The organism is Nocardia sp. NPDC049526 (genome assembly GCF_044465765.1).
Taxonomy (GTDB): Bacteria; Actinomycetota; Actinomycetes; order Mycobacteriales; family Mycobacteriaceae; genus Nocardia.
This window is the reverse complement of sequence record NZ_JBITMA010000001.1, coordinates 713,784-737,133: the sequence shown is the minus strand read 5'-3', so window position 1 is coordinate 737,133 and position 23,350 is coordinate 713,784. Positions and strand designations below refer to the sequence as shown.

The window sequence follows — 23,350 nt, the reverse complement described above, 5'->3', positions numbered from 1 at the left end:
GCTAGCATGGTGCCTCGTGCGACCGGACCGAACTTCTGCAGCGTTCACCCGCAACCGCCTGATCGCCCTCGTCTCCGGGTTGCTCGGATTCGTACTGGCACTGTTGACGCCGTTGCTTCCGGTGAAACAGGATCAGGCCACGCTCGACTGGCCACAGGCGGGCCATACCAGTGTCGAGGCGCCACTGGTTTCGTATGTGCCGCTGCGGTTGGATGCGACACTGCCGTGTTCAGCGGTGGCCGCGGCCGGGTCGGGCACGGTGCTGTCGACCATTCCGCACGCTTCGGGTCAGGCGAGTGCCAAGGGACTGATCGTCTCGGTCACCGATGGCACGCTCGCGGTGCTGCAGCGTGATGTGCCGCTGCTGTCCGCGCCGGTCGCGGAGATCACCGGGTGCGAGTCCGTCGACATCACGACGACGGCGGCCGCGACCTCGGTCGAATTCGTCGGTGCGAAGCGCCAGGACGGTACGCCCTTCCGCAACACCATCACCCGCGATATCCGCCCACAGATGGTCGGCGTCTTCACCGATCTGGATTCCGCGAAGCTCGATGGCGCGAAGCTGCACGCCGATATCGATTCCCGCTTCTCCTCGACGCCGTCCGCGCTGAAGCTCGGTGCCATGATCGCCGCGGCGATCTGCACGATCATCGCGCTGATCGCATTGCACCTGCTCGACAATGCCGATGGCCGCCGGGCGCGCCGGTTCCTGCCCGCACACTGGTGGCGGTTCACCCTGGCCGATGTGGCGGTGCTCGGGCTCCTGGTGCTGTGGCATTTCATCGGCGCGAATACCTCCGACGACGGCTACATCCTGAATATGGCCCGCGTCTCGGAGCATTCGGGATACATGGCCAACTACTACCGTTGGTTCGCGGTGCCCGAGGCGCCGTTCGGCTGGTCCTACGAGGTGCTGGCCTGGATGACCAAGGTCTCCGATGCCAGCCCCTGGATGCGGCTGCCGACGCTGGCCGCCGGAATCGTGTGCTGGATGGTGATCAGCCGAGAGGTGCTGCCGCGCTTGGGCGCTCGGGTGCGCAGGCACAAGGTGGCGCTGTGGACCGCCGGTCTGGTCTTCCTCGCGTTCTGGCTGCCCTATGACAACGGTCTGCGGCCCGAACCGCTGATCGCCGCGGGTGCGCTGCTGACCTGGTGCTCGATCGAGCGGGCCATTGCAACCGGACGGCTGCTGCCCGCCGCGGTCGGTGTGCTGATCGCCGGATTCTCGCTGGCGGCCGGTCCGACCGGGCTGATCTGTGTGGCCGCGCTGATCGCGGGTTCACGGCCGGTGCTGCAGATCATTATCCGACGGGCGCATGATGCCGCCGGCACATTGACGAACGCTGATACCGACCGCAGCACCTCTCGCTTTGCCGCGTTCTTCCGGTATGGCGCACTGCTGGCACCGGGGCTCGCCGCCGGAACGCTCGTGCTGGTGGTCGTTTTCGCAGATCAGACCCTGGCGACGGTGATGGAAGCGACCCGGGTGCGCACCCTCGTCGGGCCGAATGTGGCCTGGTTCGACGAGCGGACGCGGTGGGATTCGCTGCTGATGCTCTCGCCGGACGGATCGCTGGCGCGGCGGTTCGGTGTGCTGATCATGCTGCTGTGCCTGCTGGTCTGCGTGCTGCAGGTGCTGCGCAAGGGGCGGATCCCGGGAACGTCGCGCGGGCCGTCGGTGCGGATTCTCGGCATCGTCTTCGCCTCACTGCTGCTGATGATGTTCACACCGACCAAATGGACCCACCACTTCGGCGTTTACGCCGGGCTGGCCGGGTCGCTGGCGGCGCTGGCGGCGGTCGCGGTGGGCACCAATGGGATTCGCTCGCCACGCAACCGCGCACTGTTCGCGGCGGCGGTGCTGTTCCTGCTGGCGATCACCTTCACCGGATCCAATGGCTGGTGGTACGTATCCAGTTACGGTGTGCCGTGGTGGGACAAGGCGCCGCTGGTCGCGGGTAAGGGCCTGTCCACCCTGTTCCTCGGGCTCAGCGGGGTGGCCCTGATCGTCGCGGTGTGGCTGCACTACCGCGAGCCCTACCGCGAGAAGACCGATGCGCCACGCCGTTTCGAGCGTTACGCCTCCGCGCCGTTGACGATCGCCGCCGCGCTGCTCGTGCTGTTCGAGGTGGCGTCGCTGGCCAAGGCGGCGGTCACGCAGTACCCGGCGTACTCGATCGCCAAGTCGAATCTCGAATCGCTGAGCGGCAATACCTGTGCGCTCGGCAACGAGGTGCTGGTGGAGACCGATACCGCGGATTCGCTGCTGCTCCCCTACACCGGCTCCCCTGCCGACGGACTGTCCGTGGATTCCAAGGGATTCACGCCCAGCGGGGTGGCCGCCGACCTCACCGCCGATGCCGAGGAAACGGTGACCGGCGGCGCGAATTCGGTCAATAAAGATTCGAAGAACAAGACCACCAACACAACCGGTGCGGGCACCGGCGGCGGTACCAGTCAGCAGGCCGGAATCAATGGCAGCACCGTGGCATTGCCGTTCGGTCTGGATCCGGCGCGAACCCCGATCATGGGCAGCTACCAGGAGGGGGCCGACCAGCAGCAGGCCAAGCTCACCTCGCAGTGGTACCGGCTCGATCTGACCGACAGCATACGCAATGACCCGGCATACCAGGTGCTGTCCATTACCGCGGCAGGCCGGATCCGCTCGATCGACGCCGACGGTGTGCTCACCTACGGGCAGGAACTGCACCTGGAGTACGGCGTGCGCGGAGCGGACGGCGAGGTGCAAACGCTCGGTTCGGTGGATCCGCTCGATATCGGGCCCGTACCGTCCTGGCGCAATCTCCGTGTGCCACTGGACAAGTTGCCCGCCGGAGTGAACGCGGTGCGATTGGTCGCGGTCGACAACGACATCACCCAGAAGCAGTGGTTGGCCGTCACCCCACCCCGGCTGCCGCATCTGGCCACGCTGAATTCCGTTGTCGGCGAAATCGCTCCGGTCCTGCTGGACTGGCACGTCGGCCTGGCCTTCCCCTGCCAGCGACCGTTCGACCACCACGACGGCGTCGCCGAGGTCCCCAAGTGGCGCATCCTGCCCGACCGCGTCGGCTCCGACGCCTCCAACGCCTGGCAGGACGATATCGGCGGCGGCCCCCTCGGCTGGACCGGTCTACTCCTGAAATCCCAGACCATCCCGACCTACCTCGCCCACAACTGGACCCGAGACTGGGGCTCGTTGGAACGGTTCACCCCCTACGACCCCACCGCCACCCCCGCAACCATCACCACCACCGTGAAATCGGTCAACGGCTGGAAGAAAGCCGACCCGATCCGAGCGCGATAGCCCATGCCAGCGCGTGAGCCGACCACCCTCGGCGCACGCGCGTGGGCTGCGGCACATCGCCGCCGGCCATGCCGTGAGCCTGCCGGGCAGAACTCACGCCAGCCGATAAGCCGCGAGTGCCGAGCGCGATCATGGAACGAGGACGAGGCGGCCGCGCAGGCCTCCGGCCGCCAGGCGGCGTTGGGCGGTTACGACCTGATCCAACGGGTAGGTTTCCGCTACGCGGAGGGTGAGTTGGCCTTTGTCGACCAACGCGACGAGTTCGTCGAGTTGGGTGCGGTCGGCGTGGACCAGGACGGTGGTTACCTTGGTGCCGCGCAAGGGGATCGGGGTGTTGGGGACGCTGATGGAGACGAAGCGGCCGCGGGCGCGGACGGCGGCGAGGGTTTCGGGGCCGAGGGCCGCGGCGTCGAGGGCCGCGTCTACGCCGCCGGGTACGAGGGCTCGGACGGCATCCGGGAGGTTCGCTTCGCGGGGGATGAAGTCGGTGGCCCCCAGGGCGCGGGCGGTGGGTTCGTCGGCAGCCGAAGCAACGGCGATTACTCGAATGCCTCGGGCGGCAGCGAGTTCGACGGCATAGCCACCTACCGCGCCTGCCGCGCCGGTGATCAGGAGGGAATCGGCAGGTGTGAGGTCGAGTGCGACCAGGGCCTGGAGGGCGGTGAGGCCGTTGAGCGGGATGGTGGCCGCGGCGGTCGCCGGTACGGAAGTCGGTGCGGGGGCCACGTTTTGAGCTTCGAGGACAACGTAGTCGGCTTGGGCGGCCAACGAGACATCGAGACGCTCGCTGATACCGATCACCGGCTGCCCCACCGTGAAATCGGCACCGGCACCGGCAGCGTCGATGACACCGGCGACATCCCATCCGATCCCCCACTGGTCGCGCGGGGCGGCGAACGAAGTCCCGCCGACGCCACCGCGGACCATGAGATCCACCGGATTAACCGTCGCCGCAGCCACTTTCACCCGAACCGTACCGGGCCCCGGCTCGGGCGTCGGGACCTCGATGATCTCCGCGACCGCCTCCGGGCCGGGTCGACGGACTACTACTGCACGCATGGCGCTTCCTATCGCTTGTCGAGATACGAATTCGTCGACAAACATAGGAGCGGCTACTATCCATTGGGTAGTAGTTACCTAGAAGTGCGTAACGGGCAGCAGAGAAAGCAGATGGCGACAACAACCGCGACACAACGCCGTGAACTGGCAAAACAGCAATACGACGCCTACGTGGCCGAATGCCCGACGCGCCAACTTCTCGACCGGATCAGCGATAAATGGGTCAGCCTGATACTCAACGCTCTCGCTGACGGCCCGCTGCGCTACGCCGAGATCAACCGCATCATCTCCGGCGTCAGCCCCAAAATGCTCACCCAAACCCTGCGCACCCTCGAGCGCGACGGGCTACTCGAACGCCGGATCACCGCCGAGGTGCCGGTTCGCGTCGACTACGAACTCACCGCGCTCGGTCACAGCCTGCAGCCTGTGATGCACGCCATAAAAACCTGGGCCGAAGATCGCATGGACGAAGTGTTCGCGGCACGCGCACGTTACGACGGTGAACCAGCGTGACCATGTCGTAAAAGTTGGCCACGAATGCCTTCCCAGCGGTGAAGCTGGCTTTAACCTTTTATTCATGACCGCGGCCTTCGATGATATGGATCTGCGCGACCTCGTCGGACTGCTTACCGAAGATGAACTACGGGAGCTTCGACCGGCGGTGCTGCGTGTGTTATCCCGCCAAACCCCGCAAGAGCTACTCCGTCGCGAACTCGGCCTGCGCATGGCAAAAGTCTGAGCCCGCCGTTCATCGACCACCCGACCACCCGGCCGTCGCAATGGCGCGAATCGCCAACGCGGCGGCCTTTCGCTGTCGAGGATACGTAAGCACAGGCCACACGCGTGTTCGGCACCACACCGCGCTTTCGTCTGCCTGGGCTCACGAATAGGCAGTTGAGTTCCGCGTGGCGAAGAGCGCCGCTCGATGACAAACATTCCGTGCGGTCGCATTTAGATATAGGACAGGCCCGCCGAATCGGTGGAGTTCCGATTCGACGGGCCGGTATAGCTAGGAGTTAGAACACGCGCAGTTGCCCTGGCGACCAAAGCCCCGAGCGGCTGGCCGTACCCGTATCCAACTTGGCCGGAACCGCATTCGGGTAGTACTGGTCGTACCGCTCCAGCGAACCCCAGTCCCGCGCCCAGTCGTTCTTCATATACGTCGGAATGGTGCTCGACTTCGCCAGCATCTGGCTGAAGCCGAGGAGCCCGCCGAATTCCTCGGCCTGCCAGGTATTCGTGGAGCTGATGGCCAATGGCCGGTCCGGCAGGATCCGGTACCCGGGCACCTCGGCCACGCCGTTCTTGTGGTCCAGCGGCCGCTGGCACGGGAACTGCAGCCCGACCGCCCAGTCCAGCAGCACCGGCTGCTCGGAGCCGATAAAGCTGTTGAGCGTGGCCAACTTCGGCATCCGCGGCGGGGTGAAGGCCAGCCACTGATCGCCGATCAGAATCGGGTCGTTGGCGACAATGCGCACCGCATCGGCATCGGGCGCGATCTCGTCGAGCGGAATGCGCAGATTGCGCCACGACGGGAACGGACCGATATCGCGCGGCAGGTAGGTGCCGAGCATCTGCACGCTGCCGTCGGGCAGGTGCTTGCCGTAGTCGACGGTCAGCGACTGGCCATACCGCGCGTCGCCGGTGTCGTCGACGGACAGGATGCGGCCCGCGGCCGAAATGACCACCAGCGGACGATCATCCGAGCGCGGCGCCAGCTGGTACCAGCTGGAGACCAGATGCGCGGGCTGCTGCACGCCGCCCTGGTAGCTGCCCATCACCGGCGTGGTGGCCGGATCGAGGCCGAAGGGCAGGGTGGCCCGGCTGCCGTTGACACCGGTCGCGCCGAAACCGCCGTCGGTGCCCGCGTTCTGACCGTCCGCGCCGACCGGGCCGACCGACTGGGTGGAGGTATTGCCGGTGCCCGGCTTCACCTCGATGGTGTCGGCGCTGAGCTTCTCGGGCACACCGTTCGGATCGAAGCCGACCGGATCGGCACCGGCCAGCGGATCACCGTTCTTCGGCGGATTCGCCGGATCGACGATCGGCGTGAGCATGCCGTTGCCCTTGTTCACATCCGGTTCCACCAGCACGTCATTGGCGAGACCGCATGTATTGCCCTGCACCGCATCGAAATTCGAGCGAGCGAGCGAATAGGCCGGGTACTGCGCCACCGCGCCCTTGACCAGCGAGAACACCTCGAGCAGCACCATCAGCGCGGCGACGACGGTCAGCGGGATCGCGGCGAACTTGCGAATCCGCTTGCCGCGCACCGACTTCGCCGACGGCTGTGGCCTGGTGTAATCCTCGCGCAGCGCCGCCCAGGCGACCAGCGCCAGCGCCAGCCCGAACAGCACCAGCATCAGCGTGTTCGACTGGTAGCCGTGCAGCGAGATCCGCTTGTCGAACCACGGCACGCCGAAGCTGGACACGTACCAGTAGCCGTTGATGCCAGAGAAGGCGACCGCCAGCACGAACAGCAATCCGGCGAGGAAGATCGCCCGATTCTTCCTGGCCCGCAACGCACTTGCCGAAACCGCCACCGCGGTGACCGCGGCCAGTGAGCCGGCGATGCCCGCGTACGCGCCGAAGTGGTGGGTCCACTTCGTCGGGTTGAACATCATGAAGAAGATGGTTCCGAAGACCACGCCCATCAGCCGCCAGGTCGGACCGCTCGCGATGCCGGGAACCTGCCTGCGCCGCAACAGCACCAGCATGGTGGTGAACAAGCACAGCAGCATGATCAGGAAGGCGAAGCGGCGCGACAGCGATCCGTCGACGGTCTCCACGAACAGGTAGTAGTAGCGCAGGTAGTCCTCGTACCAGGCCAGGTTCGGGCCGGTCACCTGTCGCACCCGGTTGGCCTCCTGGATGCCGGCGAAGGTCTGGTCGCTGTAGACCACGATCAACACCAGCAGACCCGCCGCCGCGATCGGCGCGAGCAGCGGCAGCGTCGACCCCCACTTACCGACACCCTGCGCCGCGAACTGCCGATGCCGCCGCACCACGATCCGCACCAGCGGCCGGATTCCGGCGAGCAGCGCCGCCACGCACATCAGACCGGTCGGCGCGGCAGCCAGGGTGAACGCGGCCACCAGAATCGCCATCGCGGCCGGAAGCAGCCGTCCCGTCGCAATGGCCCGCTCGATCGACACCCAGGTCAGCAGCGCGCCGAGCGCGACGATCGGCTCCGAGCGCAGACCGTTGTCGAACGGCAGCCAGAACGCCAGGAAGACCAGCCCACCGGTCCACAGCGCCACCTTGCTGTTGCGCACCCCGCGCCCGAGCCGGGGCACCACCTCGCGGCTGATCACCATCCAACAGAGAATCGCGCAGAACAGCGCGGGCAGCCGGACCCACGGGCTCGCGGTGGAGATCTCCGAGAAGGCCTGGATGACGTAGTAGTACCAGCCGAACGGCGCCTCCGGCACGCCGTACCAGCGGAAGTAGTTGGCCATATAGCCCGCGTGCGGCGCCACCCGCACCATGCTCAGGATGTAGCCGTCGTCGGAGGTGTTGGCGCCGACGAAATGCCACAACAGCAGCGTGCCGACGACCGCGCCGTCCGCCCAGTTCGGCTTCAGCCAGTTCGCGGGCAGGAACCGGCGGTGTCCGCGCCCGTCACCGCCGTCGAGCCGAGCCAGTGCGCCGAGTGCGATCAGCGTGCACAGCACCGCCGCGATCATCGCGATCAGCTTGACCGGGGTCGGGCTGGAGGAGAACCGGGTGTCCACCGTCATGTGGAACGAAAGGCCGGTGGGCACCGCGCCCTTCAGATCGGTGAACACGCCGACCACCTGCGGCCGCAGATCACCGTTCAGCTGCCCCTCGACCGGTACCTCGACCTTCTGCGTCGTCCCGGGCGCCGCACCCTCGACCGGCCGCTCGATCATCGTGGTCACACCGTCGAACGACGCCCTGGTCCGATTGATATCGGAGCTGATGGTGATCGACGTGCACGCGCCCAGCTGCGCACGCTCGGCCGAGGCGACCACGGCATTGCGGTCGACCACATCCACCGTGGTGTCCGAGACCCGCACGAACATCGCCTCGAGCGAGGCCCGGTCGCCCTGCGGCGGGGCGGTAGCCAGCAGCATCCCGCCGTAGCTCGGCAGCTGATCGATCGCCGAACACGGAATGCGTGCGTCGAGATCGATCGGCACCTGCGACATGAGCGGCGCCTGCACGCTGTTGAGGGCGCCGTCCTGCGGCCAGTTCAGCGTCGCGGTGGTCTGGCTGACCGGTAAGAACGGAGCTGCCAGCGCGAACAGCGCGCCGAGCACGCCGGTGACCAGCGCGGCGAGGCGCGCGGTTCGGAAATCGCTCGGTGCGACTTCGGGCGCGGCAGGCGGTTTTGTCAAGACAGCGGTAGCGACGTCGGGCACGGTTGGCAATGGTATCCGCACGCGTGTCGCCACGGGCGTTGGCTGCACACAAGTTGGGTACCGTTCCCAGCAACTTCCGAGCCGCCCCTCCGCGGTGCCGCCCAAATCCCCTGTAAAACGCGGGAAATTGTCGCCTGAGCCGGGAATCGTCAGACGACACGGGCCGTGGCGTGGCTACTGGAATAAGTCCGAAAGATGACCCCGAAGTGCTGACCGGTATCGGCCACGATGGAAAGGTGTGGGGTATGACAAAGGTGAATCTCGAAACCAACTACGGACAGATCGTGCTGGAGCTCGACGACGCGAAGGCCCCGAACACCGTCGCGAACTTCGTGAATTACGTGAACGCCGGCCACTACAACGGCACCATCTTCCACCGCGTCATTCCGGGTTTCATGATCCAGGGCGGTGGCTTCACCCCCGAGATGCAGCAGAAGGGCACGCAGGCCCCGATTCAGAACGAAGCGAACAACGGCCTGAAGAACGACAAGTACACCGTTGCGATGGCCCGCACCAACGACCCGCATTCGGCCACCGCGCAGTTCTTCATCAATATCTCCGACAACGGCTTCCTGAACCACTCGGCGCCGAACCCGCAGGGCTGGGGCTACGCGGTCTTCGGCAAGGTCGCCGAGGGCTCCGAGGTGGTCGACAAGATCGCCGCGGTATCCACCGGTTCGGCGGGCATGCACCAGGATGTGCCGCAGGACGACGTGATCATCGAGTCGGCGACCATCGCCTGACTTCGGCTGCCACGAAGAGCATCGGGCCGCATTCCCGCCGGGGATGCGGCCCGATCCCGTCAGAGCGGCAGGAGGTGGTGTTTGCGGGGACTGCGGACGAGGGCCTTATCGCGCAGGAGGTGGAGGGCGCGACGGAGTTCCAGGCGGGTGGTCGACGGCTCGATGACCGCGTCGATATAGCCGCGCTCGGCGGCGACCCACGGGGTCGCCACAGTCGCGTTGTAGAAGTCGATCATCTGCTGACGCACCGCGGCGCGCTGATCCTCCGGCGCCGCCTCGATCTGCCTGCGGCCGATCAGGCTGACCGCGCTCTCCGCGCCCATGACCGCGATCCGCGCGGTGGGCCAGGCCAGATTCACATCCGCACCGAGCTGTTTCGAACCCATCACCGCATATCCGCCGCCATAGGACTTGCGGATAACCACGGTCACCTTCGGCACGGTGGCCTCGACGTAGGAGAACAGGAAGCGACCGCCGCGCTTGATGACGCCGATCTTCTCCTGTTCCACACCGGGTAGGAATCCCGGTGTGTCGACAACGAATACGAGCGGAATCTCGAACGCGTCGCACATCCGCACGAAGTGCGCGGCCTTATCCGAGGCCCTGGCATCGAGCGCACCGGCGTACACCATCGGCTGATTCGCGACGACACCGACGCTGCGGCCGTCCACCCGCGCGAATCCGGTGATGACATTGCGCCCAGCCGTGGCGCCGATCTCGTGGAAATCACCGTCGTCGAATATGCGCAGCAAGATGTCGTGCATGTCGTACCCGGCTGTATCCGAGTCCGGGACAATCGAATTCAGCTCCAGATCCGATTCGGTGATCTCCGGCTCCATACCCGGATTCACGATCGGCGGCTGTTCCTGGCAGCTTGTCGGCAGGAAGCCCAAATACGCGCGCACCCATTCGAACGCGGCCTGCTCATCTTCGGCGACGTGATGGATATTGCCGTACTGCGCTTGGCTATTGGCGCCGCCGAGTTCCTCGAGGCTGACATCCTCGCCGGTGACCTCCCGTATCACGCCGGGCCCGGTGACGAACATGTACGCCTCTTCGGTCGCCACCACCACATCGGTATTGATGGGCGCGTAAACCGCGCCGCCCGCGCACTTGCCGAGAATCAGCGATACCTGCGGCACCAGCCCCGATAGCGGCTCGGCGCGATTGCCGAGCTCGGCGTACCAGGCCAACGAGGTCACGGCCTCCTGCACGCGCGCACCGCCGGAATCGTTGATGCCCACCATGGGGCAGCCGACCTTCGCGGCGTACTCCATGATTTTGGCGACCTTGCGGCCGAACATCTCACCGACCGAACCGCCGTAAACGGTCTGGTCGTGTGAGAACACCGCGACCGGACGCCCCTCGACCAGGCCGTGCCCGGTGATCACGCCGTCGCCGTACAGCGCGGACGGATCACCCGGCTTCCGCACCAGCGCACCGATTTCCACGAAGGTTCCCGGATCCAACAGCATATTGATCCGGTCACGGGCACTCGGAATTCCCTTCTTCGCCCGCTTTGCCACCCCCGCTTCGCCCGCCGGTTCCTGCGCTAATTCCAGTCTTTTGCGCAGGTCGGCGAGTTTCTCGGCAGTAGTGCTCACTTAAACCCTCTCATCAGGTGGTGCACCCCTATGGGGCAATCACAGCAAGTTTCGCGGTGAGGTCGGCTCCGATCTTTCCGATCCGCGGCTCGTCGACGATCTGGAGGTGGTCACCCGGGATATGTATAACCTCGAGGTTCGGAATGTATTCATCCCAACCACCATTGGGTCGCCGATCCGCGTACCGCGGCTCCAGCTCGATCATGCCGTCGTGGTAGCGATCGGCGAGATAGAGCACCACATTGCCGTCGTAATGGCTCGGCGTGGTCTTGGCCAAATGGCGTCCCTCGATCCACGAGGTGCGCTGATGCTCGAGCACACCGCCGGGAATCTTGGTGCCGCTGATCTTGATCAGATCCGACACCATCTTGAACTGCTCCTCGTCCGAGGCCGCGGCGAGCTCTTCCAACTGCTCCTGCGGGAGTTCACCTTCCACGCCGTAGGTCTTCTTGGCGAAGGCCTGGTAGCGCTGGATCCGACGAACCCGCTCCTGCGCGCTGTTGTCCTCGCCCTCGGTCGGGATGGCCAGGTCGATCAGGCCGACGATGCGCACATCGGCCCCCTCGGCGCGCAGCAACTGCGCGACCTGCAGAGCGAATACCGCGCCGAGCGACCAGCCGTACAGCACGTAAGGACCGTTGCCCTGGATCTTGCGCAGTTCGGGCAGATACTGGCGCGCGCGCTCGACGATATCGCCCTCGACGCGCTCGAAGCCGTACATCGGGGTATCGGCCGGAAGCCGCTTCAGCAGCGGTTCGTAGACCAGCGTGTTGCCGCCCGATGGGTGGAATACGAAGACCGGCACCGCATTCGAGCCCTCGGCGCGCGCCCGCAGCGGGCGCACGAACCCATCCACATCGGCGCCGCTGTTCTGCAGCTCGCGCACGATATCGGCGAGCTGCTCGATGGTCTCGCAGTCGAGCACGTCGTCGACGGTGACCTCCGCCTTGATCCGCTCGGTGAGTCGGGCCGCCAACTTCTCGGCGACCTCCTCCGCCAGGATCGGCAAGGTATCGAAAATGCCACCCGCCGACTTACCGGTGACGATCGCCCAGGTGGCGAAGGTCAACCGCTCGGCGGCATCGCGCGGCGGCACATCGTCCTCATCGGCACCGGCCGGCTGACCACCGAAGATCGCAGCGGCAGCCACGGTCTCGGCCCCGCCCACCGCGGTGGTGTCCTCGGTATCCAGAGCGCGTTCGATCGTGGCTTCATCGGCCTCGACCGCAGCGGCCTGCGCGGGAGTGGCCGGGGCAGGCGCGGCGGTACCAGCGACAGCACCGGTGATACCGGCAGCAGCCTCCGCCTCGGCGACAATCTTCTCGGCCTCCGCCTCCACCGAGGTGTTCTCGGCATCCAGCGAAACCCCTTCACCGGCAGCGGCATTCGCCACCACGGCGGCCGGGTCCGCACCCGCCGCAACCGCAGCGCGCGCCGCGGCGATGAATCCGCCGTCGACCGCGATCTCTTCACCGGCCGCCTGCTTATCGGCGATCGCCTGCACCTCGTCGCGGTGCTCGATGGCGTAGCGCAGCACCTTGCCGACCTCGTTCAGGTTGGCATCGCGCACGGCCTGCATCTGCAGCTGTGGAATATCGAATTCGTATTCCACCCGGTTCTTGATGCGCATGGCCATCAGCGAATCGAGGCCGAGCTCCATCAGCGGGATCTCCATCGGCAGATCCTCGACCGCGTAACCCATCGACTCGGCGACGATCAGCGCCAGCCGCTGCTCCAGGGTCTGGGTGCCCGCCGGATCCCAACGCTCACCGAAGGTTTCGACGATCTCCAGATCGGCCTCGCCGGTGGTCACGACCTCGGTTCCCGGAACCGCCGCGGCGACAACGGGTTCGGGCAGCGGCGCACCCGAGGCGACGACCGCCTCGAACAGCAACTGGAAGCTCGCCCCCGCGCGCGCATGCACCTGCACCGACGCACCACCCGGGTGCGGGATCAACGTGGTGGTCAGCGTTCCGGTGGTCGGCAGCACCGCGTGCGGGACCGACGCGCCCAGCGACACCTCGCTGAGTACCTGTGCCGCAGCGGTTTTCACCAGCGCCGCGAGATCGGTGACGGCCGAGGCCTGCACCTCCCACACGTGCCGGCCGTCCGGCAGCGCGACATGCGCACCGGGCACGCGGGCATTGCCGCTGCCACCGGCCATCTTCGCCTTCGGCCAGTACTGCTTGCGCAGGAATGCGGTGCGCGGAATATCGGCATAGTCGCCCGCGGGCAGCAGCGAGGGCAGGTCGACGCGGTGTCCGTGCACGTAAAGCTGGGCCAGCGCGGAGATTACGCCCGCCGACTCGTCTTCCTTGCGCTTGAGCGTCGGGATGAGCTGCGCATCGTGCACACCGGCCGCGAAGGTCGTGCCCAGAACCTGCATCAGCGCAACGGAATTCGGCGCCAATTCCAGGAAGGTGGTGTGGCCGGTGTCCACCGCGAGCTTCACTGCATTGGTGAAGTACACCGAGTGGCGCATGTTCTTGACCCAGTAGGCCTCGTCGTGCACCGGATCGCTGCCGGGCCGGTAGAACTCTTCCTTGTTGACGGTCGAGTACAGGCCCGCCGTCAACTTGGTCGGCTCGATACCGGCCAGCTCCGCCGCCAACTCGCCGAGCAGCGGATCCATCTGCGAAGTGTGCCCGGCGCCGCGGGTCGCCAGCACGCGAGCGAATTTGCCCGCCTCCTCGACCTTGGCCACGATCGCCGCGACCTGATCCTGCGGACCACCGATCACCGTATTCGTCGGCGCCGCGTACACCGCGCATTCCACATCGGGATAGTCGGCCAGCATCGCCTCGACATCGGCGGCACTCAGCTCGACCAGCGCCATATTGCGCACATCGTCATCGCTGATCATCGCCTCGCCCTCGCCCATAAGGCGTGAACGGGCGCAGATCACGCGCACGGCATCCTCGAGCACGAGACCACCGGAGATGTAGGCCCCGGCCACCTCACCCATCGAATGACCGACCACCGCATCGGGTTGCGCGCCGTGCGCGCGCAACAGTGCGGCAAGACCGATCTGAATGGTGAAGATGCCGACCTGCGAGGTGCCGACGTTGTAATCCTGGGCGTCGTCCAGGATCATCTCGCGCACCGAATACCCGGCCTCGTCCTGCACCAGCTCGTCGACCTCGTCGACGGCCTTGCGGAAGATCGAATTCTCCAGGTAGAGCTGCTTACCCATCTTGCGGTGCTGCGCGCCGAATCCGGCGAGCACCCAGACCGGGCCGTCGGCGGCGGGGGCGTCCGCGGTGAACACACCGGGACCCGGCTTACCCGCCGCGATGGCGCGCAGACCGGCGACGGCCTCCTCGTGCGTCTTGGCCAGCACGACACCGCGCGAACGCGCGTGACTGCGCTTGGCCGTGGACCGGGCCACATCCGCGAGCGGAACATCGCGCCCCGCATCGGATTCCAGCCAGTCGGCCAGATCCGCGGCGGCCCGCCGACGCCGCGAGGGCAGATAGGCCGAAACGGCGATGATCACCGGCAGCGGCTCATCCCGCTCGGTCGACCATTCCGCCTCGGGCACAACGGCTTCCGCGGCCTCGACGATTTCGGTGGCTTCCTCGATCACATCGGTCGACTCTTCGTCGACCTCCGCGGCCACCGGCTCGGCAGCTACCGGCGCTGCGGCCACCGGAGCTGCGGCGGGCACATACTCCTGCAGGACGATGTGCGCGTTGGTACCACCGAAACCGAACCCGGAAACGCCGACCGTCGCGGTGCCGCTGTAGCGCGGGAACTCCGTCGGCTCGGCAACAACCTGCAAATGCGCCTGATCGAACGGGATATACGGATTCGGGCCCGCGAAGTTGATGCTCGGCGGCAGCACATTGTGCTGGAACGCCATGATCACCTTGGCCAGGCTGGCCGCACCGGCACCGGACTCCAGGTGGCCGAAGTTGGACTTGGCCGAACCGAGCAGCGCGGGCTTGTCGTCCTCGCGTCCACGGCCGACCACCCGGCCGAGCGCATCGGCCTCGATCGGATCACCCAGCAGGGTGCCGGTGCCGTGCGCCTCGATGTAGTCGACGGTCGAGGGGGCGATGCCCGCATCCCGGTAGGCCCGGCGCAGCACCTCGGCCTGCGCATCCGGATTGGGCGCGAGCAGACCGTTGGACCGGCCGTCATTGTTGACCGCGGAACCCTTGATCACCGCGTAGATCTTGTCGCCGTCCCGCTCGGCGTCGGCAAGCCGCTTGAGCACGACCAGACCGCCGCCCTCGGAGCGGACCATACCGTCGGCATCGGACGAGAACGCCTTGATCCGACCGTTTTTGGCGACACCGCCATTGCGGTCGAAGCCGAGTGTCGCCATCGGCGAAAGCAGCATATTCACGCCGCCGGCCAGTGCCAGATTCGAATCGCCGTCGCGCAGCGAGCGCACCGCCTGGTGCACCGCGACCATCGTGGAGGAGCAGGCGGTATCGATCGCGACCGAGGGGCCGCGGAAATCGAAGAAGTAGGACACCCGGTTGGGGATGATGCTGGAAACGCTGCCCATAATGGCGTACGCCTCGGCCGAGGCGGGCACAGTCGGATCCGGGGTGCCGAGTCCCAGCGCGGCGATCAGCTGGAATTCATTGCTGGACGAGCCGATGAAGACACCGACCGGTTCACCCTTGAGCTCACTGGCCGGAATTCGGGCGTGCTCCAACGCTTCCCAGGTCAACTCCATCGCCAGGCGCTGCTGCGGATCGACCCGCTCGACCTCGACCGGCGACATCGCGAAGAACTCCGCATCGAAACCCTTGACGACCTCCTGATCGAGGTAGCCACCCAGCGTATTGCCCTCGGCAACCGCCTCGGCGACCGCGGGTTCGCTGGTGAACTCGTCCCAGCGGCCCTCGGGACGCTCCCGGATCGCGTCACCGCGGTTGATCAGGAATTCCCAGGTCGACTCGGGGGTATCGCCCGCGCCCGGCAGCCGGGTGGACAGGCCGACGATCGCGATATCGTGCGCCTCGCCCGGCTGGTAGCCGGCGGTGTAGAACGAATCGTCGGCGGATTCCTGCGGCAACTCCGGCTCACCGTTGACGACGACCTCGGCCAGCGACGCGATGGTCGGATGCTGATAGACGATCGTCGCCGTCAGCACCACACCCGTCAGTTCTTCGATATCACCGCCGAGTGCGATGGCATCGCGTGAGGCCAGCCCGAACTCCTCCATCGGCCGGTCCACCGTGATCTGCTCGATCGATTGACCGGTCGCGTCGGCGACCCAGCGCCGCAGCCACTCCCGCAGCTCCGCGACGGATATATCGGTCCGCGCGGCGGATTGCGAAACGTCCCCGGCGCCAGTGGTATCGATCGCGTCCGCATCGGCGAGCACGATCTCGGTCGTCTGGTCGGGCGTGCCCTCGTTGTCAGCCATCAGTTCCTCAAGCTACCTGTCTGCGTACCGGGCGCGCCGCGAATCGACGCCTGACGTGGGAAGCCACGCAGAGCGTCGATATTCGGGTCGAGCCACCCTCGGGCAATTACTCTTCCGGTGCATCGGGGAAGGCCTGCTGGGTGTAACCACCCCGCAGCGTTCCCTCCAGATAAGCAGTCTTGCAGGCGCGTCGAGCAATCTTGCCGCTGGAGGTCCGTGGAATCGAACCCGCGGGAACCAAGAGCACGTCGCGCACGGTCACACCGTGACGCTGGGATACCGCCGCGCGGACCGCATCGGCGATGGGCAGCGGATCGGCCTTGCCTGCGCCGGGTCCGCGCTCGCCCACGATGACGAGTTGCTCGGAAGCATCGTCGGCATCGAAGCTCAGGCCGGAATGGCTGCCCTGTTCGAACACCTCGGCGGGCAGCTGGTTCGCGGGCACCGAAAACGCGGCGACGAAACCGGGTCGCAGCGCCTTCGAGGCCTCCTGCGCGGAGAACTCGAGGTCCTGCGGGTAGTGGTTGCGGCCGTCGACGATCACGAGGTCCTTCACCCGCCCCGTGATGTAAAGCTCGCCCTCGAAGTACACGCCGTAGTCACCGGTGCGCATCCAGTTGGCGTCGGCCGCGGTGCCCTCGGTGTGGCTGCCCTCGGTGAGACGATGCGCGACCTTGTTGTGGAAGGTCGCTGCGGTCTCATCCGGACGACCCCAGTAGCCGATGCCCATATTGTTGCCGTGCAGCCAGATCTCACCGACCTGACCGTCGGCCAGCTCGTGCCCGCCGCCGTCGGAATCGACGGTCTCCGGATCGACGATGGCGGCCCACTGCGACAGCGCGACATAACCGCAGGAGACCTGCGCGATGGCGTTCTCGGCGCCCTGCTCGACCTTGACCATGCGACCGGCGTTGAGCTCGTTGCGGTCGACGTAGACGACCTTGGCCTCGTCCTCGGCCTTGGTGGCAGAGACGAACAGCGTCGCCTCGGCCATGCCGTAGCAGGGCTTGATCGCGGTCTTGGGCAGGCCGTACGGGGCGAACGCGTCGTTGAACTTCTTCATCGACGAGGTGGTCACCGGCTCACTACCGTTGATCAGGCCGATCACATTCGACAGGTCCAGCGATTCGCCGTTCTTCGGCAGGCCGCGCGCGGCGGCATGCTCGAAGGCGAAGTTCGGTGCGGCGGCGAAGGTTCCGGCGCCGTCGTTATGGGCGGCCAGTTCCTTGATCCAGCGGTACGGGCGGCGCACGAACGCGCTCGGCGACATGATGGTGATGTACTTGCCGCCGACCGCGGGCAGGATCACCGTCAGCAGACCCATATCGTGGAACAGCGGCAGCCAGGTGACACCGCGCGAGTTCCAGTCCAGGTTGATTGCCTCGACCATCTGCAGCAGGTTGGTGCCGACCGCCCGGTGGGTGATCTCGACACCGGCCGGGACGCGAGTGGAGCCCGAGGTGTACTGCAGGTAGGCGATGTCATCGACGGCGACATCGGGACGCACCCAGCTCTCGCCGACGGCGTCCGGGATCGCGTCGACCGCGATGATGCGCGGTCGCTGGGCGGCGGGCAGCGAGCGGAAGAACTGGCGCACACCGGCCGCGGAGGAGCTCGCGGTCAGAATGGCCGAGGGTTCGCAGTCGCCGAGCACCGCGTGCAGGCGGTCGGTGTGGCCGGGCTCGTCCGGGTCGAACAGCGGCACCGAGATGGTGCCCGCGTAGATCGCGGCGAAGAAGGAGATCACGTAATCCAGGCCCTGCGGGGCCAGGATCGCGACCCGGTCCCCCGGGTTGGTCACCTGCTGCAGTCGAGCGGCCACCGCGCGCAGCCGAATACCGAACTCGCGCCACGTCAGCTCCTGCGCCTCACCGTCACGCTCGCGCGAATAATCGATGTAGCGGTACGCGAGGGTGTTCGCGTCGTTGCGCGTGTGCTTCTCGACGTGGTCTACCAGGGTGTGATCATCGGGAATACGGATGTTCCCGGTCTCATCCAGGTAATCGTCGAAAGTCTCTTCCATTCCTTCATCTCCTCCGAGGCACACGCAGCAAGACGGCGACAACGCCGCTGTTACCTGTGAGGCCCCGACTCGCTATCGCCCGCGGGTGCTCTACATGCGAGAGCCAGCCTGCAGATTTTATTGCGGTCTGCGCGGTAGACCGCTATCGGCTAGATGTTCTCAAACCAGAGTCATGTTACAGAGAAGACCGGGTCACTCCCCCCGCAGCAGCGGAATAATCGGCGCGAACGCGTCCATCTGGGTTGGAAACACACCGACATAGGACATCGATGTGAGTTGCCGCACCTGACGGATCTGTTCGGCGATCTCCTCGAATGTGCCGATCGCCACATACGGCGAGGCGAGGATTTCCTCGACCGACAGCTTTACGTCGACCTCGAGGTCCGGGTGCAGTCCACGATCGATGGCGGACAGCGCCATCTCGGCGGTCTTCTCCCGGTCGTCGGTGATGACGATCGCGGTAATTGCCCAGTTCAGCTCGATATCGGCGAAACGCTCACCCGCGGCTTCCTTGATCAGGTTCACCTTCTCGATGGTCTTCTCCAAGGTGATGCCGGACAGCAGGCCCTTGCCGTTCTTGGTGGTGACCGGAACGACCGAAACGATGTCGGCGTGCTTGGCGGCCAGGCGCAGCATCTTCGGGCCGCCGCCGCCGGTGCAGATGGGCGGGCGCGGACCCTGCCGCGGCCGTGGCGTCCCCTTGATACCGTTCACCTGGTAGTACTTGCCCTCGAAGGTGCATTCCTGGCCACGCAGCAGCACATCGAGGATGGTCAGGGTCTCGTCCAGCTTCGCGAGGCGCACGCCCGGCGATTCGTACGGCAGACCCGCGGCAACGAATTCGTCCTGCTTCCAGCCCGCGCCGATGCCGACCTCGAGGCGGCCCTTGGACAGCACATCGATGGTGGCGAGGTCCTTGGCCAGCACCACCGGATGCCGGAAACCGTTGGCCAGTACCGAGGTTCCCAGCCGGATCCGCTCGGTGGCCTGGGTCAGCGCGCCGAGTGCGGCGATCGGGCCGATCTGGTCACCCAGGTGGTCCGGCACCACGAAGGTGTCGAAGCCGTACTCCTCGGCCGTCTGCGCGGTCTGGACGAACTTCCTGGCCCCGCCCTCTTGCTTATTTCCCTCGCCCGCGGCCGCGAAGCGGAAGGGCCGCAGCGGAGTACCCAGCGCGGTCAACTCAGCATCCGCTTCACGGCTCGCCGTGGTGGCCGGTGCGGCTTCTGTCATGAACTCATGCTCCTGGCTGTAAGGAAATGTGGGCGCGACGCCCGGCCGCATCGTGCCCACGCTTCTGGGGGCTCGAGGGCCGACGTCGCGATCATCAGGCGCACTTTACAGCGTGTGACGCAACTCCAGTGCGGTTGTCGCAGTCCACCCGCTCGAACACAGGTTGTACCTGTGTCCGCTGTGCGATCTCACGAATGCGCCGGATGTGGCGCACCTTCGATCAAACCATTGGCCCAGTTCACCGTCCACTGTGTCGCGGTGGTGCCATCGCCGTCCACCACGTAGCCGTTGTAGAGGCTGTGCACCGGGTTGCCGACCGCGCGAACCAGGGTCAGCACGCTGCCCACGATGTTCAGGGGACTCAACGCATCGCGCGGCGAATCGCAGATCATGTCGCCGGGCGCGCAGATGGTGTAGGTGCGATCGGCGAGCGAGCCGAACCCACCCGAACGCGCACCGGTCATCGTGATCCCTGGCACCTTCAACCCGTTGAGCGAAATCTCGGCGCCGACTCCGGCGGGCGCGGTGCCGATCTGGATGGCCTGGCCCGGTCCGTTGTCACCGGTGCGGCGGCCGTCGGCGATCAGCATGACGCCGAGCACCTTGTCCGCGGGGACCGGTCCCTTGCCCACGCCGATCTGGTTGGCGATATCGCCCGCGATCACCGCACCCTGGGAGAACCCGGCGACCACATAGGTGGTCAGCGGACAGTCGCGATACCGATTCGCCATCGCGTCCTGCGCGCGCTGCCAGCCCTCGGAACGGCTGTTGTTGTAGGACTGCTGGCCGTCCGGCGGAATCGCGATCGGATTGGAGAACTGCGCGACGTACGGAACGGTGTAGACATCGAGCCGTCCCTCCGGGAACTGCTGCGATACCGGCCCGGAGACGTTGAGCATCAACGAGATCGGATTGGCCGTCGGATTGTGCGGATCGTCGTTGCTGTTCGATTCCCAGGTACCGGGTATCGAAATCATCTGCACATCGGGACACCAGGCCGGCTGGGAGGTCGGCGGTGTCGGCGGCGGCTTCGGACCGGGCTTCGGCTTGCGCAGCGGTCCGGCGAGCACGAACCACAGCAGCAGCGCGATGACGACGACGAGCACCACGAGACCGATGAAGAGCAGGCACCCCGCCGGTTTTCGGGACCGGCGGGACGCCGAACTGCGCACACTCACTGGCAGTACGTCGACTTAGCCGTATCGATGTAGATCTTTCCGGCCTGCTCCACCGGCATCTTCGCCGGATCGAAGGACGGATCCGATCCGGCCATCGCGGTAGCGAAGGTCATCAGATCCTGATCAGAGGCATTCGCCGCGACGCCCTGGCAGACGTAGGTGCCGATGCTCAGCGCGATATCCGGGCTGGACGGGGTGATGCCCGCGGCCTTGAGCGCGTCGAGGAACTTCTTGTCCTTATCGGTGAGCTTCGACGTGTCACCAGGTGCGGTATTGGTCGGGACGGGCTGCGGGCGCTCCGGCGTCGCCGTATCGGCGGGAGTCTCGGGGGCCGCCGACGGCTGACCGGTCGCAGCGGCGCTGGTCGAGGCGGAGGGCGTTGCCGCCGCCGTCGTGGTGTGGGACATCGTCGGCGTGCTCGTCGCAGTCGAATCGTTATTGCCACAGGCGGCGAGCAAGCCGGTAGCGGCGATCCCCACGACTACGCCGATAACCTTTCCGCGGGTCCGATGCATGAATTCGTGTCCTCGATCTGTTCGCTAAGGGGACGGGTCGCCACCCAGGCTAGAGGAAAGCGGAGCATAGGTGCAGGCGGTCGGCAAACAGACCGGTTGGAATCAAATGCCGTGAACTTCGGGTTTGCCATCGCGCACCGTAATGAATCCGGTCTGGAAATTCTGCTGGATGCCGCCGGGAACGGCGAACTCGTCACTTATCGGATACCCGAGCCTGCCGTTCTCATAGCCGACCACCGACCACATATCCATGATCGGACCCGAACGCACCGGCCACGCACCCGACAGCGGGCTCCAATAGATATTTCCGCCCTCGAACTTGCTGTAGCGGCCGAGATCCTTGCTCGGGGTCTCGTCGGCGGTGGGGAAGCCGAGTTGGCTGTTCTCATAACCCAATTCGGCGTACTTGCCCAGGATCATTCCCTGCACATGATGCACGCCGGTCTTCGCGCTGTAGTAGAACGGACCGTTTTCGAAGGCCTGGACCATACCGTCCCTATTGGGGGCCTTGGTCTCCGGTCCGGTGGGATATCCGGCCGGGCCGCGCTCGAAGCCCTGCCTACCCCATTCGTCGAGAATCGCGCCGCGCACCACCTGGGCGCCGGTCCGCGGGGTCCAATAGAGCAGGCCGTTCTGGAAGGCCTGCATGCGTCCGCGGCCGTCCGGCAGCCCGCGTTCGTCATCGGTGGGCAGGCCGAGCGCACCGCCCGGGCCGAGCGCGGCCTGGTAGCCGCCGCCGATCATGCCCCCGACCGTGTGCGCGCCGTCGGCCTGCGAATAGAAGACCCGGCCGCCCTTGAAGTCCTGTGCGATGCCGCCCGCCACCTGGTACTCACCGGTGAGGCATTCACCGAGCCAGCCGTTGCCGCTCGCCAGGGCGGCGATCGCGCCCCCGGTCTGGCAGGCCGGTTTGTTCGGATCGACCCCGAGCGCGGCGGCGGCCTGCGGCCAGGACTGGCGCATTTCGAAATCCCAGTACGGCCACGAATGTGTGCCGGACGGACGGTAGTTCACCTGAGCCGGGATGGATAGCTTGCCGAGTTTGGTCACGAAGTTCTGCGAGGTCAGCCGGGATAGGATTTCCAACCCCATGCCCGCGTAATTGGTGCTGACCCCGGGAATACCGCTGGCCTGGTCGAACGGTCCGATCGAGCCGTTACCGCTGGAGATATACAGGCTGACGCCCTTGAGCTTGTCCGCCAACGCATATGGGTCGTGGTTCTCCCATTCCGGACCGCCCGGCGGACCCCACATGGCGGCCGAATCGAATCCGCCCGCATCGTGCATGGCGTACTGGATCGCCTGCGGCATGCCCAGGGTGGTCGTGGTCAGCACACCCGAGTAGGACGCGGCGTATTTCGCGAAGTTCGGATTGCGCCCGGCCAGGAACATCGCGGCCGTGCCGCCCATCGAAATTCCCTCCATGCCACGCATATCCGTGGTCCGCCACTGACTCTCCAGCAGCGGCGGAAGTTCCTTGGTCAGGAAGGTTTCCCATTTGTAGTTGCGACCGTTGTCGGGCTGCAGCCAGTCGGAGTAGAAGCTGGACTGGCCGCCGACGGGCAGCACCACCGTGACATTCTTATCGGCGTAGAAATCCACCGCACCGGCGTCATGGGTCCAGCCGCTCTCATCATCGGTGGCCCGCAGACCGTCGAGCATGAACAGGGCCGGGAACCTGGCCTCCGGGTGTGTGTTCCAATCCCGGGCCAGCAGCAGCTGCACCTGGATGGGTGTGGCCATCGATGGCGAATTGATCCACAGCGCCACCCGCCGGTCGGAGAGCCACACCACCCGCTGCACCGTCGCGCCGACAGTCGATGCGGCGGCGGGTTGGGCGTTTGCGGGTGCGGTGCTCGGGGAACACCCTGAGGCGAGTGGGATCGCGATGACGGTGACGAGCATCGCGACCCGGCCACG

At 66.2% G+C, this 23,350-nt stretch carries 13 protein-coding genes; 4 read left to right on the top strand and 9 right to left on the bottom strand.

Translation table 11 applies throughout. The annotated features are described in order from the left end of the window. Positions 1-16: 16 nt before the first annotated feature. Positions 17-3,304, top strand: coding sequence for an arabinosyltransferase domain-containing protein (locus ACIBW7_RS03195; RefSeq protein ID WP_397043550.1), 3,288 nt, complete (start codon positions 17-19; stop codon positions 3,302-3,304). A gap of 129 nt (positions 3,305-3,433) precedes the next feature. Here ACIBW7_RS03195 and ACIBW7_RS03190 read toward each other — a convergent pair whose 3' ends face one another. Continuing rightward, on the bottom strand, positions 3,434-4,363 hold the full coding sequence (locus ACIBW7_RS03190; RefSeq protein ID WP_397043547.1) for an NADP-dependent oxidoreductase: 930 nt from the start codon (positions 4,361-4,363) through the stop codon (positions 3,434-3,436). 111 nt (positions 4,364-4,474) lie between these two features. Here ACIBW7_RS03190 and ACIBW7_RS03185 point away from each other — a divergent pair, with 111 nt between their 5' ends. Further along, the gene (locus tag ACIBW7_RS03185; protein WP_397043545.1) at positions 4,475-4,876 is read left to right on the top strand and encodes a winged helix-turn-helix transcriptional regulator; all 402 of its coding nucleotides are present in this window, start codon (positions 4,475-4,477) and stop codon (positions 4,874-4,876) included. After that, complete coding sequence (locus ACIBW7_RS03180) at positions 4,863-5,102, top strand: hypothetical protein (RefSeq protein ID WP_364480146.1); 240 nt, start codon at positions 4,863-4,865, stop codon at positions 5,100-5,102. The genes ACIBW7_RS03185 and ACIBW7_RS03180 overlap by 14 nt, the downstream gene beginning before the upstream one ends. Before the next feature lie 277 nt (positions 5,103-5,379). On the opposite strand, the gene ACIBW7_RS03175 is transcribed toward ACIBW7_RS03180, so the two are convergent. Then, the gene (locus ACIBW7_RS03175; RefSeq protein ID WP_397043542.1) at positions 5,380-8,748 is read right to left on the bottom strand and encodes an arabinosyltransferase domain-containing protein; all 3,369 of its coding nucleotides are present in this window, start codon (positions 8,746-8,748) and stop codon (positions 5,380-5,382) included. Positions 8,749-8,993: 245 nt separating this feature from the next. Here ACIBW7_RS03175 and ACIBW7_RS03170 point away from each other — a divergent pair, with 245 nt between their 5' ends. Continuing rightward, positions 8,994-9,491 carry a peptidylprolyl isomerase gene (locus ACIBW7_RS03170; protein WP_397043540.1) on the top strand — a complete coding sequence of 166 codons (498 nt, stop codon included), beginning with the start codon at positions 8,994-8,996 and terminating at the stop codon, positions 9,489-9,491. A 59-nt stretch (positions 9,492-9,550) separates the two neighbouring features. Here ACIBW7_RS03170 and ACIBW7_RS03165 read toward each other — a convergent pair whose 3' ends face one another. The 7 genes from ACIBW7_RS03165 to ACIBW7_RS03135 all read right to left on the bottom strand — a co-directional run bounded on the left by ACIBW7_RS03165 (position 9,551) and on the right by ACIBW7_RS03135 (position 23,335). Continuing rightward, a complete protein-coding gene (locus tag ACIBW7_RS03165) occupies positions 9,551-11,095 on the bottom strand; it encodes an acyl-CoA carboxylase subunit beta (RefSeq protein WP_397043538.1) in 1,545 nt (514 codons plus the stop codon). Between the two features lie 28 nt (positions 11,096-11,123). Then, positions 11,124-16,481 (bottom strand): polyketide synthase Pks13, encoded by a 5,358-nt coding sequence (pks13, locus tag ACIBW7_RS03160; RefSeq protein WP_397043535.1) that lies wholly within the window; start codon positions 16,479-16,481, stop codon positions 11,124-11,126. 106 nt (positions 16,482-16,587) lie between these two features. Then, positions 16,588-18,504 (bottom strand): long-chain-fatty-acid--AMP ligase FadD32, encoded by a 1,917-nt coding sequence (fadD32, locus tag ACIBW7_RS03155; protein WP_397043533.1) that lies wholly within the window; start codon positions 18,502-18,504, stop codon positions 16,588-16,590. Between the two features lie 192 nt (positions 18,505-18,696). Then, complete coding sequence (locus ACIBW7_RS03150; RefSeq protein ID WP_397043531.1) at positions 18,697-19,737, bottom strand: LLM class F420-dependent oxidoreductase; 1,041 nt, start codon at positions 19,735-19,737, stop codon at positions 18,697-18,699. A 188-nt stretch (positions 19,738-19,925) separates the two neighbouring features. Then, entirely contained in the window at positions 19,926-20,915 is a 990-nt protein-coding gene (locus tag ACIBW7_RS03145) for a cutinase family protein (protein WP_397043529.1), read from the bottom strand. Beyond that, on the bottom strand, positions 20,912-21,430 hold the full coding sequence (locus ACIBW7_RS03140) for a DUF732 domain-containing protein (protein WP_397043527.1): 519 nt from the start codon (positions 21,428-21,430) through the stop codon (positions 20,912-20,914). Before ACIBW7_RS03140 ends, ACIBW7_RS03145 begins: the two co-directional genes overlap by 4 nt. Before the next feature lie 102 nt (positions 21,431-21,532). After that, on the bottom strand, positions 21,533-23,335 hold the full coding sequence (locus ACIBW7_RS03135; protein ID WP_397044162.1) for an alpha/beta hydrolase-fold protein: 1,803 nt from the start codon (positions 23,333-23,335) through the stop codon (positions 21,533-21,535). Positions 23,336-23,350: the final 15 nt, after the last annotated feature.

Coding starts and splice junctions, on each gene's coding strand:
- ACIBW7_RS03190 (WP_397043547.1), bottom strand. CDS start 4,363: ATGCGTGCAGTAGTAGTCCGTCGACCCGGCCCGGAGGCGGTCGCGGAG.
- ACIBW7_RS03185 (WP_397043545.1), top strand. CDS start 4,475: ATGGCGACAACAACCGCGACACAACGCCGTGAACTGGCAAAACAGCAA.
- ACIBW7_RS03170 (WP_397043540.1), top strand. CDS start 8,994: ATGACAAAGGTGAATCTCGAAACCAACTACGGACAGATCGTGCTGGAG.
- pks13 (WP_397043535.1), bottom strand. CDS start 16,481: ATGGCTGACAACGAGGGCACGCCCGACCAGACGACCGAGATCGTGCTC.
- fadD32 (WP_397043533.1), bottom strand. CDS start 18,504: ATGGAAGAGACTTTCGACGATTACCTGGATGAGACCGGGAACATCCGT.
- ACIBW7_RS03150 (WP_397043531.1), bottom strand. CDS start 19,737: ATGACAGAAGCCGCACCGGCCACCACGGCGAGCCGTGAAGCGGATGCT.
- ACIBW7_RS03140 (WP_397043527.1), bottom strand. CDS start 21,430: ATGCATCGGACCCGCGGAAAGGTTATCGGCGTAGTCGTGGGGATCGCC.
- ACIBW7_RS03135 (WP_397044162.1), bottom strand. CDS start 23,335: ATGCTCGTCACCGTCATCGCGATCCCACTCGCCTCAGGGTGTTCCCCG.